This window comes from Salipiger abyssi, assembly GCF_001975705.1.
In the GTDB taxonomy this organism is placed as follows: Bacteria; Pseudomonadota; Alphaproteobacteria; order Rhodobacterales; family Rhodobacteraceae; genus Salipiger; species Salipiger abyssi.
Genome location: NZ_CP015093.1, coordinates 599,144 through 613,296 on the forward strand (window position 1 = coordinate 599,144; position 14,153 = coordinate 613,296).

15 protein-coding genes are annotated in these 14,153 nt (G+C 66.7%); 10 read left to right on the forward strand and 5 right to left on the reverse strand.

Translation table 11 applies throughout. The features are described 5' to 3' along the window. Nucleotides 1-13: 13 nt before the first annotated feature. Nucleotides 14-664, forward strand: a complete 651-nt coding sequence (gene lipB, locus Ga0080574_RS06465; protein ID WP_076696246.1) for a lipoyl(octanoyl) transferase LipB — start codon at nucleotides 14-16, stop codon at nucleotides 662-664. A gap of 12 nt (nucleotides 665-676) precedes the next feature. On the opposite strand, the gene Ga0080574_RS06470 is transcribed toward lipB, so the two are convergent. Further along, nucleotides 677-1,138 carry a GNAT family N-acetyltransferase gene (locus Ga0080574_RS06470; protein ID WP_076696248.1) on the reverse strand — a complete coding sequence of 154 codons (462 nt, stop codon included), beginning with the start codon at nucleotides 1,136-1,138 and terminating at the stop codon, nucleotides 677-679. 160 nt (nucleotides 1,139-1,298) lie between these two features. Continuing rightward, on the reverse strand, nucleotides 1,299-1,496 hold the full coding sequence (locus tag Ga0080574_RS06475) for a hypothetical protein (RefSeq protein ID WP_076696250.1): 198 nt from the start codon (nucleotides 1,494-1,496) through the stop codon (nucleotides 1,299-1,301). A gap of 310 nt (nucleotides 1,497-1,806) precedes the next feature. Here Ga0080574_RS06475 and ctaD point away from each other — a divergent pair, with 310 nt between their 5' ends. The 4 genes from ctaD to Ga0080574_RS06495 all read left to right on the forward strand — a co-directional run bounded on the left by ctaD (nucleotide 1,807) and on the right by Ga0080574_RS06495 (nucleotide 6,061). After that, nucleotides 1,807-3,480, forward strand: a complete 1,674-nt coding sequence (ctaD, locus tag Ga0080574_RS06480; RefSeq protein ID WP_076696252.1) for a cytochrome c oxidase subunit I — start codon at nucleotides 1,807-1,809, stop codon at nucleotides 3,478-3,480. Nucleotides 3,481-3,834: 354 nt separating this feature from the next. Beyond that, entirely contained in the window at nucleotides 3,835-4,584 is a 750-nt protein-coding gene (locus Ga0080574_RS06485; RefSeq protein WP_083716782.1) for a metallophosphoesterase family protein, read from the forward strand. 62 nt (nucleotides 4,585-4,646) lie between these two features. Beyond that, nucleotides 4,647-5,144 (forward strand): DUF2244 domain-containing protein, encoded by a 498-nt coding sequence (locus Ga0080574_RS06490; RefSeq protein ID WP_076696254.1) that lies wholly within the window; start codon nucleotides 4,647-4,649, stop codon nucleotides 5,142-5,144. 20 nt (nucleotides 5,145-5,164) lie between these two features. Further along, nucleotides 5,165-6,061 carry a hypothetical protein gene (locus tag Ga0080574_RS06495; protein WP_076696257.1) on the forward strand — a complete coding sequence of 299 codons (897 nt, stop codon included), beginning with the start codon at nucleotides 5,165-5,167 and terminating at the stop codon, nucleotides 6,059-6,061. A 58-nt stretch (nucleotides 6,062-6,119) separates the two neighbouring features. On the opposite strand, the gene Ga0080574_RS06500 is transcribed toward Ga0080574_RS06495, so the two are convergent. Next, on the reverse strand, nucleotides 6,120-6,584 hold the full coding sequence (locus Ga0080574_RS06500) for a GatB/YqeY domain-containing protein (protein WP_076696259.1): 465 nt from the start codon (nucleotides 6,582-6,584) through the stop codon (nucleotides 6,120-6,122). Between the two features lie 195 nt (nucleotides 6,585-6,779). Here Ga0080574_RS06500 and carA point away from each other — a divergent pair, with 195 nt between their 5' ends. Both carA and Ga0080574_RS06510 read left to right on the forward strand, forming a co-directional pair. Continuing rightward, entirely contained in the window at nucleotides 6,780-7,919 is a 1,140-nt protein-coding gene (gene carA / locus Ga0080574_RS06505; protein WP_076696261.1) for a glutamine-hydrolyzing carbamoyl-phosphate synthase small subunit, read from the forward strand. A gap of 92 nt (nucleotides 7,920-8,011) precedes the next feature. After that, nucleotides 8,012-9,901: a glycosyltransferase family 2 protein gene (locus Ga0080574_RS06510; protein WP_083716783.1), complete on the forward strand. Its 1,890-nt coding sequence runs from the start codon at nucleotides 8,012-8,014 to the stop codon at nucleotides 9,899-9,901. A gap of 3 nt (nucleotides 9,902-9,904) precedes the next feature. Here Ga0080574_RS06510 and Ga0080574_RS06515 read toward each other — a convergent pair whose 3' ends face one another. Then, on the reverse strand, nucleotides 9,905-10,549 hold the full coding sequence (locus Ga0080574_RS06515; protein WP_076696264.1) for a GntR family transcriptional regulator: 645 nt from the start codon (nucleotides 10,547-10,549) through the stop codon (nucleotides 9,905-9,907). A 99-nt stretch (nucleotides 10,550-10,648) separates the two neighbouring features. Here Ga0080574_RS06515 and Ga0080574_RS06520 point away from each other — a divergent pair, with 99 nt between their 5' ends. The 3 genes from Ga0080574_RS06520 (at nucleotide 10,649) to Ga0080574_RS06530 (ending at nucleotide 12,880) form a co-directional block, all read left to right on the forward strand. Continuing rightward, complete coding sequence (locus Ga0080574_RS06520) at nucleotides 10,649-11,293, forward strand: pyrimidine 5'-nucleotidase (RefSeq protein WP_076696266.1); 645 nt, start codon at nucleotides 10,649-10,651, stop codon at nucleotides 11,291-11,293. A gap of 124 nt (nucleotides 11,294-11,417) precedes the next feature. After that, complete coding sequence (locus tag Ga0080574_RS06525; protein WP_076705742.1) at nucleotides 11,418-11,630, forward strand: hypothetical protein; 213 nt, start codon at nucleotides 11,418-11,420, stop codon at nucleotides 11,628-11,630. Nucleotides 11,631-11,686: 56 nt separating this feature from the next. Further along, nucleotides 11,687-12,880 carry a UbiH/UbiF family hydroxylase gene (locus Ga0080574_RS06530; protein WP_076696268.1) on the forward strand — a complete coding sequence of 398 codons (1,194 nt, stop codon included), beginning with the start codon at nucleotides 11,687-11,689 and terminating at the stop codon, nucleotides 12,878-12,880. A gap of 95 nt (nucleotides 12,881-12,975) precedes the next feature. Here Ga0080574_RS06530 and Ga0080574_RS06535 read toward each other — a convergent pair whose 3' ends face one another. Further along, entirely contained in the window at nucleotides 12,976-14,100 is a 1,125-nt protein-coding gene (locus tag Ga0080574_RS06535) for an aminotransferase class V-fold PLP-dependent enzyme (RefSeq protein ID WP_076696270.1), read from the reverse strand. Between the last annotated feature and the right edge of the window lie 53 nt (nucleotides 14,101-14,153).

A 14,153-nucleotide genomic window follows, 5' to 3' on the forward strand; every position in this document is an offset into this window, starting at 1 on the left:
AGCCCGCTTTTTCATGACCGAATGGATCACCAGCGACGGCCTGACCGGCTACGAAGAGGCGGTCTCCTTCATGGAGGCCCGCGCCGGGCAGATCGCGCGCGGCGAGGCGGATGAGGCGATCTGGCTGCTCGAACACCCGCCGCTCTACACCGCCGGCACCTCGGCGCGGCGCGAAGACCTGCGCGACCCGGACCGCTTCCCGGTCTTTGAGAGCAAGCGCGGCGGGCAGTACACCTATCACGGGCCGGGCCAGCGCGTGGTCTATGTGATGCTCGACCTCAACACGCGCGGGCGCGACATCCGCCGCTTTGTCCAGCAGCTCGAGGCCTGGGTGATCGCCGCGCTGGCGGAGTTCAACGTCACCGGCCATATCCGCGAGGGCCGGGTCGGCGTCTGGGTCGAACGGCCCGACCGCCCGCGCCTGCCCGACGGACGCATGGCCGAGGACAAGATCGCCGCCATCGGCATCCGCCTGCGCAAATGGGTGAGCTTTCACGGCATCTCGATCAATGTGGAGCCGGAACTGGAGCATTTCTCCGGCATCGTGCCCTGCGGCATTTCGGATTACGGCGTGACCAGCCTGGTCGATCTCGGCCTGCCGGTGACGATGACCGATGTCGACGTGGCGCTGAAGCGCGGTTTTGCCGAGACCTTTGGCGATTGACCGGCAGCGCGGCTATCGCAGCCGCTTTTCCATATAGATCCGGTGCAGCCCGTTCACCTCGGCGCGGTGGGTTTCCTCATAGCCGCGCCTGGCATAGATCGCGATATTCTCGACCATGCTTACATGGGTGTAGAGGCGGATCCGGTCGTAGCCCCGGCGCAGCGCCTCCGCCTCGGCATGATCCATCAGCCGCCGGCCATAGCCCCTGCCCTGCGCCTCCCCGGCAACCGCCACATTGTCGAGCAGCAGGTGACCCGGCGCGTCGATCAGCACAAGGAGGCCCGCAACCTGCCCCGCCGCGCGCAGCACCAGCAGCCGACCGGCGGCGAGATGGGCGGCGTAATCGTCGCGCATCGGGCCGGGCAGCAGCCCCATGCGCGGCACGTAAGGACGATAGGCCGCGTCGACCAGCGCGCGGATCGCCTCAAGCTCCTCCGGCGCCGCAGGGGCGATGGTGACGGGTGTGTCCTGCATGGGGGCTCCCTGCAAAAAATCTGACCGGAGCGGCTGGATCTGGGGAGAAGGCCGCCCCGGTCAGGCTATCCCGCGTGCGGTGGGAACAAAACCGTCCGCGGGTGCAAACGCGACCGCCCTGGGACGGGGCGGCGCGTCTGTTCGGATGGCGCGCAGCCGCTCAGCGGGCGCCGAAGACATGCGCGAGGATCTGATCCCGGCGCAGCCCCATCTCTGCCAGCTCGCCATCGTCGAGCGCCCGCAGCGCCGCCACCCGGGCGGCAAGCCGGCGCTGGCGCTCGGCGAAGGGCGTGTCGAAGATCCGGGCCAGCCGGCGCGACAACGGCTCGGCGAGGCTGTGGTCGGTGAAATAGGTCATGGCGGTTTCCCCGAAGGCAGCGGTGTTGAGCAGCAGTTGCCGGAGAGTGTGCCGGGTTCCGCCGCGAAGCACAGGTCAGGAAAACCCGACGCAGGGGCAGGAGCCGGGTGGGGAATACCCGACCCCGGCCCCGATATGACGCCACCGCGCCGATGCAAGAAGGTGCGACAATAAAGTTTGATCCAGATCAAACGGCTATATGGACGCGCCAGCGGCGACCTTTTAAAAGGGAGAATGGAAAGAGGGGTGGTCTGCACATGTTTGCGGCCCCCGGGGACGCGATCAAGACGAGATCAACAGGAGGCAGACAATGGCAGACGCCGCCATTCACGGCCACGAACATGAGGACAACCGGGGGTTCTTTACCCGCTGGTTCATGTCCACGAATCACAAGGATATCGGGATTCTTTACCTGATTACCGCTGCGGTCGTGGGCCTCATCTCCGTGTGCTTTACCGTTTACATGCGACTGGAGCTCATGGAGCCCGGCGTGCAGTACATGTGCATGGAAGGGGCGCGGCTGTTCCCCACCTCCACCGCGGAATGCTCGCCCAACGGCCATCTCTGGAACGTGATGATCACCGGCCACGGCATCCTGATGATGTTCTTCGTGGTGATTCCCGCGCTGTTCGGGGGGTTCGGCAACTATTTCATGCCGTTGCAGATCGGCGCGCCGGACATGGCCTTCCCGCGGCTGAACAACCTCAGCTACTGGCTCTATGCCGCCGGCACCACGCTCGCGGTCTGCTCGGTCTTCGCTCCGGGCGGCAACGGCCAGCTCGGCTCGGGCATCGGCTGGGTGCTCTACCCGCCGCTCTCGACCAACGAGGCCGGCATGTCGACCGACCTTGCGATCTTTGCGGTGCACGTCTCGGGCGCCAGCTCGATCCTCGGCGCGATCAACATCATCACCACCTTCCTGAACATGCGTGCCCCCGGCATGACCCTGTTCAAGGTGCCGCTCTTCGCCTGGTCGGTCTTTGTCACCGCCTGGCTGATCCTGCTGTCGCTGCCGGTCCTGGCGGGCGCCATCACCATGCTGCTCACCGACCGTAACTTCGGCACGACCTTCTTCGATCCGGCCGGCGGCGGCGATCCGGTGCTCTACCAGCACATCCTGTGGTTCTTCGGCCACCCGGAAGTGTATATCGTGATCCTGCCGGGCTTCGGCATCGCCAGCCACGTCATCGCCACCTTCTCGCGCAAACCGGTCTTCGGCTACCTGCCGATGGTCTGGGCGATCATCGCCATCGGCGCGCTCGGCTTCGTGGTGTGGGCGCACCACATGTATACCGTGGGCATGTCGCTGACCCAGCAGAGCTACTTCATGCTGGCCACCATGGTGATCGCGGTGCCGACCGGGGTGAAGATCTTCTCCTGGATCGCGACGATGTGGGGCGGCTCGATCGAGTTCAAGACGCCGATGCTCTTCGCGCTCGGCTTCCTGATCCTGTTCACCGTCGGCGGCGTGACCGGCATCGTGCTGAGCCAGGCGGGCGTGGACCGCGCCTATCACGACACCTATTACGTCGTGGCGCATTTCCACTACACCATGTCGATGGGCGCCGCCTTCACGATCTTCGCGGGCTGTTACTTCTACATGCCCAAGATGACCGGCAAGATGTATCCGGAACTGCTCGGCAAGCTGCATTTCTGGATGTTCTTCATCGGCGTGAACCTGACCTTCTTCCCGCAGCACTTCCTGGGCCGTCAGGGTATGCCGCGCCGCTATATCGACTATCCGGAGGCCTTCGCCACCTGGAACGCCGTGTCGAGCTGGGGTGCGCTGCTGTCCTTCTCCTCGTTCCTGCTGTTCTTCGGCATCGTGATCTACACGGTGCGCGCGGGCAAACCCGCCACCGAAAAGAACCCGTGGAACGAATACGCGGACACGCTGGAATGGACCCTGCCCTCGCCGCCGCCGGAGCACACGTTCGAACAGCTCCCGAAGCGCGAAGACTGGGACAAGCAGCACGCTCACTAAGCGCTGCCTGAGACACCACCGAAAAGGCCCCGGCTCCCCGCCGGGGCCTTTTTGCATGGGCAGAGCGGCCCGTCCGGTTTCGCCCGCCCGCATCGCATCCGGCCCGGGACCAACCGCGCCTTCCCTCTCCCTCTCCCTCTCCCTCTCCCTCTCCCTCTCCCTCTCCCTCTCCCTCTCCCTCTCCCTCTCCCTCTCCCTCTCCCTCTCCCTCTCCCTCCCTTCGGAAAGGGCGCGCAAGACCAGCATCTTCCTCAACCCCGTCCCTTCATCTTTCTCCAAATACTCCCCGCAACGCCGGCCACAGGCGGCCCCATCCCCCTTGCGCGCCACCTCAAAACAGGCTGCACTCATCCCATGACCCTGCCCGACCGTTTTGCCGTCCTCGCCGACATCCATGGCAATGCCGACGCCCTGCGTGCGGTGCTGCAAGACATCGACGCACAGGGGATCGGCACCGTTCTGAACCTTGGCGACATGTTCAGCGGACCGCTCGCGGCGGGCGAGACCTGGGCGCTCCTGCACGACCGCGCCTTCCCGACCGTGCGGGGCAATCACGACCGCTATCTCATCGAGCAACGCCCGGAGGAGATGCAGCCCTCCGACCGCGCGGCCCATGACGATCTCCCGCCCGAGGCGCTCGACTGGCTGCGCAATCTGCCCGTGCGTCTGGAGCTGGACGAGGCCCTGCTCTGTCACGCGACACCACGCGACGACCAGACCTACTGGCTCGAAGACGTGAGCGCCGAAGGCCATGTCCACCCCGCCACGCACGCGAGCGTTGCGGAGAGGCTGGGCGCGGTCACCCAGCCGCTTATCCTCTGCGCCCACACCCATCTGCCGCGCATCGCCCGGCATGGGGATCAGCTCATCGTCAACCCGGGCAGCGTCGGCTGCCCCGGCTATGCCGACACGCATCCGGTGCCCCATGTCATGCAGACCGGCACGCCCGATGCCTGCTATGCCCTGCTCACCCGCGCGGGCGCGCGCTGGCAGGTCACACACCGGCATGTGCCATATGACAGCACCCGCATGGCGGCACTCGCCCGTGCCCGGGGGCGCGAAGATTGGGCAGAGGCGGTGGCGATGGGGTGGCTCACGCAATAAATGCAATCCTGCGGCATCTTTGCCTTAGACGCCGCCGGCACAGCTGATAAATTCGCGCCGTCATGCCGTATCGCTGGGAACAGAAAACCGCCGAACCGCAGGCGGCCGAGCTGCATCTCTGGCCGCACCAGTCGCTCTCGGCGCACGGGTTCTCGCTGTTCATCCTCAGCTTTTTCCTGCTGGCGCTGATCCCCTTTTTCGGGCTCATCGGCACGGTGCTGCTCTGGGGGCTCCTGCCCTTCATGCTGGCGGCGGTGGCGGGGATCTGGTTCGCCATCATGCGCAACAGCCGCGACCGGCGCATCCTCGAAGTGCTGACGCTCAGCCCCGAGCGCACCCGCCTCATCCGCCACAACCCGCGCGGCCCGGCGCAGGACTGGGAGAGCAACACCTACTGGGTCCGCGTCGCCATGCATGAGCGCGGCGGGCCGGTGCCCTATTACGTCACACTCCAGGGCAGCGGGCGGGAGGTTGAGATCGGCGCGTTTCTGAGCGAAGACGAGCGCAAGGCGCTTTTTGCCGAGCTGAGCGACAGGGTGCGGATCCTCACCCGCCCCTGACGCACCCGGAGGATGATGCGATGGCGCAGGCCCAAGCGACGCCGAAACTCAAACGCGCCGCGCTGCTGGCGGCGGCGGCGCTCAGCCCGGGGCTCGCCCGGACGCTCTCGCCCGCCCCTTCGGAGGTGGCGGCGCTGGATCTGCGCGCGGCACTGCGCGGGCGGGCGCAGCCACGCGCAGAGCAGGTGATCTTCCTCGTGCCGCTGGTCGGCCCGCATCATGTGAGCGACTGGCAGGTGGTGACGGAGCGTCTGGCACAGACCGTCGAGAGCTTTCGCCGGCAGGAGGGTGCCTGGCAGGCGGTGATCTGCTGTCAGGAGCGCCCGCCCCTGCCCGACGACCCGCGGCTGCACTGGCTGCCCTTCACCGATCCGACGCCGGGCAACGACAAGTGGCGCAAGCTGGCCGCGCTCTGCGATCATCTCGCGACGATGCAGACCGGCCCGGCCTATGTGATGAGCTTCGATGCCGACGACCTGCTGCGCGAGGGCCGCGTGGCCGAGATGCTGGAGCGGCAGGCGCCGGGCTATCTGGCAGAGACCGGCTATGTGATGGATCACGCCAGCCGAGACGTGGCGCTGGCCGGGCCGCGCAGCCTGCGGCACCCGCTGCGCAAACCCTTCTGGAAGCTCTGCGGCTCCTGCGCCGCGTTGCTGCACGACCCGGAGCTGCAGCAAAGCGCCGCCTTCCTGCGTGCCATGACAGCGCATGAGCACCGCATGTTCCCCTATCTCGCCCGGCTCGCGGGCAGGCGTCTTACGGCGCTGCGCCATCCTTCGGTGCTCTACGTGCTCAATCACGGCGAGAATTTCGGCGCGCGGCGCGGGCGCGTTGGGTTCAAGACCCGCTTCGTGCGGCGCTACCCGGTGGATCCGCTGGACTGGGCGCAGGCGGCCGGAGAATTCCCCGCCCCCTGAAACGCGCGCCAAATCTCTTCGAAGAGATTTGCAAGATCCTTCGAAGGAACTTGCCCGCTCAGCCGCCGGTCGCGAGCCGATCCTTGACCATGGGCCCGACGGCGCCGAAATCCATGCGGCCCTGATAGCGCGTCTTCAGCACGCCCATCACCCGCCCCATATCGCGGATCGAGCTTGCACCCACCTCCGCAACAGCGGTGTCGAGCGCGGCGGAAATCTCTTTCTGGCTCAGCGGCTTGGGCAGGAACTCCTCAATCACCTCGACCTCGGCCAGCTCGCGCTCCGCCAGATCCAGCCGCCCGCCCTCTTCATAGGTCCGCGCGCTCTCGCGGCGCTGCTTGACCATCTTGCCGAGGATCGCCAGCAGCTCGCTCTCGGCGACCCCGTCGCTGCCATCGGCCCGGGCCGCGATGTCGCGATCCTTGAAGGCGGCGTTGATCAGCCGCAGTGTCGACAGGCGGGCCGCCGCCTTGTCCTTCATCGCCTGCTTGGTCGCAGCCGAGATGCGTTCTCGCAATTCCATTGAAACGGTATCCCCAAAGCCATTCCGAGCATCCAAACTACCGAAAGCCCCGCGGCGGTGCAACTCCGCTCCCCTCCGTCATATCATATTGATTTTCATGGATTTTACATTTTCCACGGAGTCTTGACCCCGCCCCGTGCAGGTTTTACCTATGGCGCAATTTGCCGTCCGCCCGCTGCCATCAGGAGTCGCCCCATGCCGCAGAATCCCAAGCCCACCGCCTGCCTCGCCCTCGCCGACGGCACGCTGTTCTATGGCCAGGGCTTCGGCGCCACCGGCCAGACCGAGGCGGAGCTCTGCTTCAACACCGCGATGTCGGGCTATCAGGAGATCATGACCGACCCCTCCTATGCGGGCCAGATCGTGACCTTCACCTTCCCCCATATCGGCAATGTGGGCGTGAATCCCGAGGATGACGAGACCGCCGATCCGGTGGCCGCGGGCATGGTGGTGAAATGGATGCCGACGGCGGCGTCAAACTGGCGCGCGGTGCAGGAGCTTTCGGACTGGCTGGCGCCGCGCGGACGCATCGCCATCGGCGGCATCGACACGCGGCGGCTGACCCGGGCGATCCGCCAGTCGGGCGCGCCGCATGTGGCGCTGGCGCACGATCCCGAGGGCAATTTCGATGTCGAGAAGCTGGTTGCCGCCGCGCGCGCCTTCCCCGGTCTCACCGGGCTCGACCTTGCCAAGGACGTGACCTGCGCGCAGAGCTATCGCTGGGACGAGATGCGCTGGGCCTGGCCCGAGGGCTATGCGCGCCAGACCACGCCCAGGAAAAAGGTCGTCGCCGTGGATTACGGCGCCAAGCGCAATATCCTGCGCTGCCTCGCCTCGGCGGGCTGCGAGGTGACCGTGCTGCCGGCCACCGCCACAAAGGACGAGGTGCTGGCACATGGTCCCGACGGCGTGTTCCTGTCGAACGGCCCGGGCGATCCGGCGGCGACCGGCGAATATGCCGTGCCGATGATCAAGGGTCTGCTCGACGACACCGATCTGCCGATCTTCGGCATCTGCCTCGGCCACCAGATGCTAGCGCTGGCGCTCGGCGGCAAGACCGTCAAGATGAACCACGGTCATCACGGCGCCAACCACCCGGTCAAGGAGATCGAGACCGGCAAGGTCGAGATCACCTCGATGAACCACGGCTTCGCTGTCGACGGCCAATCGCTGCCCGCAGGCGTGATGGAGACGCATGTCTCGCTCTTCGATGGCTCGAACTGCGGAATCCGCATGGCCGACCGCCCGGTGTTCTCCGTCCAACACCACCCTGAGGCGAGCCCTGGACCTCAAGACAGCTTTTACTTGTTCGAACGCTTCGTGCAATCGATGTGACGCTCGTAGAATTCTCTGCAAGCCCCTGATTATTAACCCTCTGTTTACCGTCTTCTGCTGACCTGCTCTCATAAAGGGGACAGGAGACGGAGATGAACAGGCAGAGCTCGGTCTTTGAGACCTCTCGTCTCGCGCAATCGGCATCGCCGCGCGGGCGGCCGCTGGGCGCGGTCCTCGTTCAGACCGGGAAGCTGCCCCCGTCCGACGCGATTGATGCGCTCGCGGAAAGCCATCGCTGCGGCGCCGAGCTCGCCCATGTGATGGTCGCCGAAGAGATCGCGAGCCCCGAGGCGGTGTTGGAGGCGCAGGCGCTGAAATACGGCGCCATCCGCCTCGACCGTCACGCCCATCCCCCAGATCCCGAACTGGCCGGCCTGCTGGCCCCGGAAACCTGCCTGCGCCACGCGGTGCTGCCCTGGATGCGTCTTGGCGACACCCTGGTTCTGGCCACCGCCCGCCCCGAAGCATTCGCCGCTGCCACCGCGCTGCTCGCCGACGGGAGCAAGAAGGTGGCGATGGCGCTCGCTCTCGAAGCCGATATTCATGCCGAGATCGCCAGCCGCCACGGCGACGAGATGGCGCGGCGTGCCGAAATGCAGGTGCCCGCAGACGAAAGCTGCCGTGACCTGAACCGGATGAGCCCGCTCCGGGCGCTTTTCGCTGGCGGGTTTGCCACGACATGCCTCGCCCTGATCATTCTGAACCCCGGCCTGTTCTTTTCGCTGGGCATCGCCGCCGCTGTTCTGACCCTTTGCCTTGCGCAGGTCATGAAAGTTGCCGCGCTCGCCGCCAGCCGCACGCTGCCGGATCGGGATCCGTCGCCGCCAAAGGCCCTGCCGGCGATATCGCTTCTGGTGCCGCTCTTTCGCGAAGAGAATATCGCACGCGACCTGCTCCAGCGGCTGAAGCGTCTCGACTATCCGCGCGCCCGGCTCGACGTATTGCTGATCCTCGAAGCCAGCGACGACCGGACGCGCGAGGCGCTGGCCGGGGTGCGGCTGCCGCCCTGGATGCGGGTGATCGAGGTGCCCGACGGCCCGGTCACCACAAAGCCCCGCGCTCTGAACTATGCGCTGCGGTTCAGCCGGGGTGAGATCGTCGGCATATACGACGCCGAAGACGCGCCCGCCGCCGACCAGCTGCGTCGGGTCGCGGGGCGTTTCGGGCGCGCGCCCCCGGCCGTCGCCTGCCTTCAGGGCATTCTGGATTTCTACAATCCCAAGGCCAACTGGCTGTCGCGCTGCTTTACCATCGAATACGCCACCTGGTTCCGGGTGCTGCTGCCTGGCCTCGCACGTCTGGGCTTTGCCGTGCCGCTGGGCGGCACCACGGTGTTCTTCCGCCGCGCCGCGCTGGAACAGGTGGGCGGCTGGGACGCGCATAATGTCACCGAAGACGCCGATCTCGGCATCCGTCTGGCGCGCCACGGCTATGTGACCGAACTGCTGCCCATCGTCACCCGCGAAGAGGCCAACAATCGGCTCTGGCCCTGGATCCGGCAGCGCTCGCGCTGGCTCAAGGGCTATATGATCACCTGGATGGTGCATATGCGGTCCCCGTCCCGGCTCCTGCGGGAACTCGGTTGGTGGAAGACCCTCGGCTTCCAGCTCATCTTTCTCACCGCGATCCTGCAATTCCTGCTGGCGCCGGCGCTCTGGTCGTTCTGGCTGGTGCTGGCGGGCTGGCAGCCGCCGATTGCCGCATGGCTGCCGCCGGAGGGTCTAAGCGTGCTGCTCTGGGGCTTTCTCGGCGCCGAGGCAATCTCGCTTCTGGTCGGCATTGCCGCCGTCTCGCGCAGCCCGCATGTCGGGCTGCTGCCCTGGGTACCGACGCTGTTCCTGTATTTCCCGCTCGGCGCCGTCGCCGCCTACAAGGCCGCATGGGAGCTGCTCACCCGCCCCTTCTTCTGGGACAAGACCACGCATGGCAAATCCGCCCCGGACCACGCCGGCGCCGACATTCCCGAAGAGAAAACGCCCTGAGCCTCAGTCCACCTTCTGGCTGTCGAGCTTGAGCCGCGTCACGAAAGCCACCGAGATATGATCGCGCAGCGCTTTGTAGGCGGCATCCTCGTCGCGCCGGGCAATGGCATCGACAATCGCCTTGTGCTCGGCCAGCGCGATCTCGCCCCGCCCCTGCGCGGCGAGCGAGGTGGTGGCCATCAGCGCCATGGAACGGTGCACCAGATCGAGCTGCTGCACGAGAAACCGGTTGTGCGAGGCAAGATGGATCATCTTGTGAAACCGCCGGTTGGCTCGCGCCAACGCGGTGGGATCGTTCAGCAACGCGCGGTCCTCGCTCACCATGTCGCGCAGCACCTGGATCTCCTCCTCGCTGGCGTGACGCGCCGCAAGCCGCGCCGCCAGCCCCTCCAGCTCGGTGCGCACCACGTAAAGCTCGGCCATCTGGTTGTGATCCAGCGAGGCCACGATCAGCGAGCGCCCGTCACGGGCAAGCAGCGATTGCGTCTCAAGCCGCTGCAACGCCTCGCGGATCGGCGTGCGCGACACGCCGAAGCGCTCCGCCAGCTCGCTTTCCACCAGCCGGTCGCCGGGGCGGTACACCCCGGAATCGATCGCCTCCAAGATCAGCGTATAAGCGTCCTTGTTGGGCGTCCGGATCTGGTTCATCTATCTCTCCTCGCTCAATCCGGCACACGATAGCGCCAGCAGGGCCGCGGGATCAATGCACCCATTGCCGCAAGTGCCGCGCAGGATTAGGATCGGACCATGGTGAAACGGCATTTCTCCCATGTGCGGCACTGGGTGTTCGACCTCGACAACACCCTCTATCCGCCCGCCGCCCGGCTCTTCGACCAGATCGAGCGCCGGATGAACGATTTCGTCATGCGCAGCCTCGGCATCGCGCGGGACGAGGCGGACCGGCTGCGCAAAAGCTACTGGCACCTGCACGGCACCACGCTTGCCGGGCTCATGGCCGAACACAAGATCGACCCGGACGCCTATCTCGAAGAGGTGCATGACATCTCCTTCGACGTGCTCGACCCCGATCCGCATCTGGCCGAGCTCATCGGGCAACTGCCGGGGCGCAAGATCGTCTACACCAATGGCAGCGCGCCTTACGCGGCGCAGGTGCTCAAGGCGCGCGGGCTCGATGCCGCCTTCGACGCGATCTATGGCGTGGAGCATGCCGGCTACCGCCCGAAGCCCGAGGCGGAGGCGTTCCGCGCGGTCTTTGCCCGCGACGGCACCGATCCGCAAACGGCAGCGATGTTCGAGGACGATCCGCGCAACCTCGCCGCGCCGCATGCGATGGGGATGCGCACCGTGCATGTCGCCCCCGAACGCGCCGAGGGCGGGCATATCCAGCATCACACCGACGATCTGTCGCGCTTTCTCGGCGCGCTGCGCTGAGCCCTGCGCGATTTCGCACATGCGGCAATCTGCCTGAATGATACAGGCGGAATGCGACATTATTTCCCTGTGAATGATCCGGGACAGCCCCTATCCCGGCGGCATCGCACAAGGAGATCCGAATATGAGCATGAACGAAGCGACCGCGACCGACCTCCCCGCCGAGCGCAGCAAGAGCGTGAGCGTCGAGGCAAAGATCTTTGCCGGTCTGGCCGTCTTCCTCGCCGTGGTGATCGCGGCCACCGTGACCTGGGGCGCGGTCGGCCTGGCTATGAGCGCGCTGGCCTGCGTGCCGGTCTGCTATGCGGCGATCCTGCTGATCACCATCGGCAAGTAAGCCGCATGGAAATCCCCCCGCGCCTGCCCTAGAACCATGGGCAAAGGAGAGCGGTCATGGATTACGACATTCTCATCTCGGGCGGCGGCATCGCGGGTCTGACCGCGGCCGCCGCTTTCGGTGCCTCGGGGTTCTCGGTGCTCTGCGTCGACCCCGCCCCGCCGGTGACCGAGCGCGATGCGCAGGGCGCCGATCTGCGCAGCACCGCCTTCCTGCAACCGGCGCAGGCCTTTCTTAGCGAGGCCGGGCTCTGGGACAGGCTCGCCGAACACGCCATGCCGCTTCAGGTGATGCGCATCGTCGATGCCGGCGGCGAACGGCCCGAGCCGCGCGTGACCCGCGATTTCGATGCCGGGGACATCTCGGAAAAGCCCTTTGGCTGGAACCTGCCCAACTGGCTGCTGCGCCGCGAGCTGGCGGCGCATCTGCACGATATGCCCAATGTCGATTTCCGCCCCGGCACCGCCACCACCACGCTCTTCACCCGCGAGGCCTATGCCAGGGTCGGGCTGACCGAGGGCGGCCCGGTGCAGGTGCGGCTGGTGATCGCGGCGGACGGGCGCAATTCGCTGATGCGGCAGGCGGCGGGGATCGAGGTCAAAACCACCCGGTTCGGGCAGAAGGCGCTGGCCTTTGCCGTCACCCACCCGATCCCGCATGGCAATGTCTCGACCGAGATCCACCGCACCGGCGGCCCGTTTACGCTGGTGCCGCTGCCGGATTACCAGGGCAAGCCCTCCTCGGCGATTGTCTGGATGGAGGAAGGCCCGAAAGCGCAGGAGCTGCTGGCGCTGGACGTGCCGGAATTCGAGGCGGCGATGTCGGAGCGCTCCTGCCATCTCTTCGGGCCGCTGACGCTGGCCTCGCGGCGCACGATCTGGCCGATCATCGCCCAGCATGCGGAAACGCTCTATGGCGAACGGCTGGCGCTGGTGGCCGAGGCCGCGCATGTGGTGCCGCCCATCGGCGCGCAGGGGCTGAACATGTCGCTCAACGACATGCGGGCGCTGCACGCGCTGGCGGTGGCGGCGCCGGAGCGACTGGGCGAGCGGGCGATGCTGGAGGCCTATCACCGCAAGCGCATTGTCGATATTCGCGCCCGGGTGGCGGGGATCACCCTGCTCAACAAGACCTCGATGCTCTCCGCCCCGCCGCTGCGCGACGCCCGCGCCAAAGCGCTGGACGCGCTCTACGGCATCACGCCGGTGCGCAAGACGCTGATGCAGCTGGGTCTCGGCGCGCGCGGGTAAGGCGTGCGCCCGCCCCAGACCCGATCCGGGGCCTCAGCGGTGACCCTCTTGTGAAAAGGCAGCGGTGGGCACCCCGCCCACCGCCCAGACGCCCCTCACATCACCTGATCGAGCACCGCCTCAAGCCGCGCCACGGTGCCATCGACATCCTTGAGCTTGTCGAGCCCGAAGAGCCCCAGCCGGAAGGTCGAGAACCCCGCCGGCTCGTCGCATTGCAGCGGCACGCCGGACGCGATCTGTGTGCCCTTCGCGGCAAAGGCCCGGCCCGATTGCAGCTCCGGATCGGCGGTATAGCTCACCACCACCCCCGGCGCGGCAAAGCCCTCGGCGGCGACCGAGACCACCCCGCGCGACGCCAGCAGCGCCCGCACCTTGTCGCCCAGCTCCCACTGCGCCGATTTGGCCGCGTCAAAGCCCATCTCGCGGGTCTCGACCATGGCGTCGCGGAACATGCGCAGCCCGTCGGTCGGCATGGTGGCGTGATAGGCATGCCCGCCCGCCTCATAGGCCGCCATGATCTGCTGCCATTTCTTCAGATCCATCGCGAAGGAGTTCGACACCGTCTCCTCCATCCGCGCCATGGCCCGCTCCGACAGCATCACCAGCCCGGCGCAGGGGGTCGCCGACCAGCCCTTCTGCGGCGCCGAGATCAGCACATCGACGCCGGTCTGTTTCATGTCCACCCAGACGCAACCGCTGGCGATACAGTCGAGCACCATCAGCGCGCCCACCTCATGCGCCGCCGCCGCCATCGCGGCCATGTAATCGTCGGGCAGGATCACCCCGGCGCTGGTTTCCACATGCGGGGCAAAGACGATCTGCGGCGCCTCGCGGCGGATCGCCTCTGTCACCTCCTCGATGGGCGCGGGCGCAAACGGCGCGGTGGGCTCGTTGCCGGTCTGGCGCGCCTTCATCACCGTGACCTCGCCGCCGAACCCGCCGGCGTCAAAGATCTGCGACCAGCGGAAGGAGAACCAGCCGTTGCGCACCACCAGCGCCTTGGCGCCCTGGCCGAACTGCCGCGCCACGGCCTCCATGCCAAAGGTGCCGCCACCGGGCACCAGCGCCACCGCATCGGCGCCGTAGACCTCGCGCAGCATGGCGGAAATATCGCGCATCACCTCCTGAAAGGCGGCAGACATGTGGTTCAGCGAGCGGTCGGTGAAAACGACCGAAAACTCGTCGAGCCCGTTCGGATCGACATCGTCGCGCAGCGGCATGGCAGACTCCTTGTGCTTTTGCGCTATCGCTACCCTCTCGCGCGGCAAAGCGC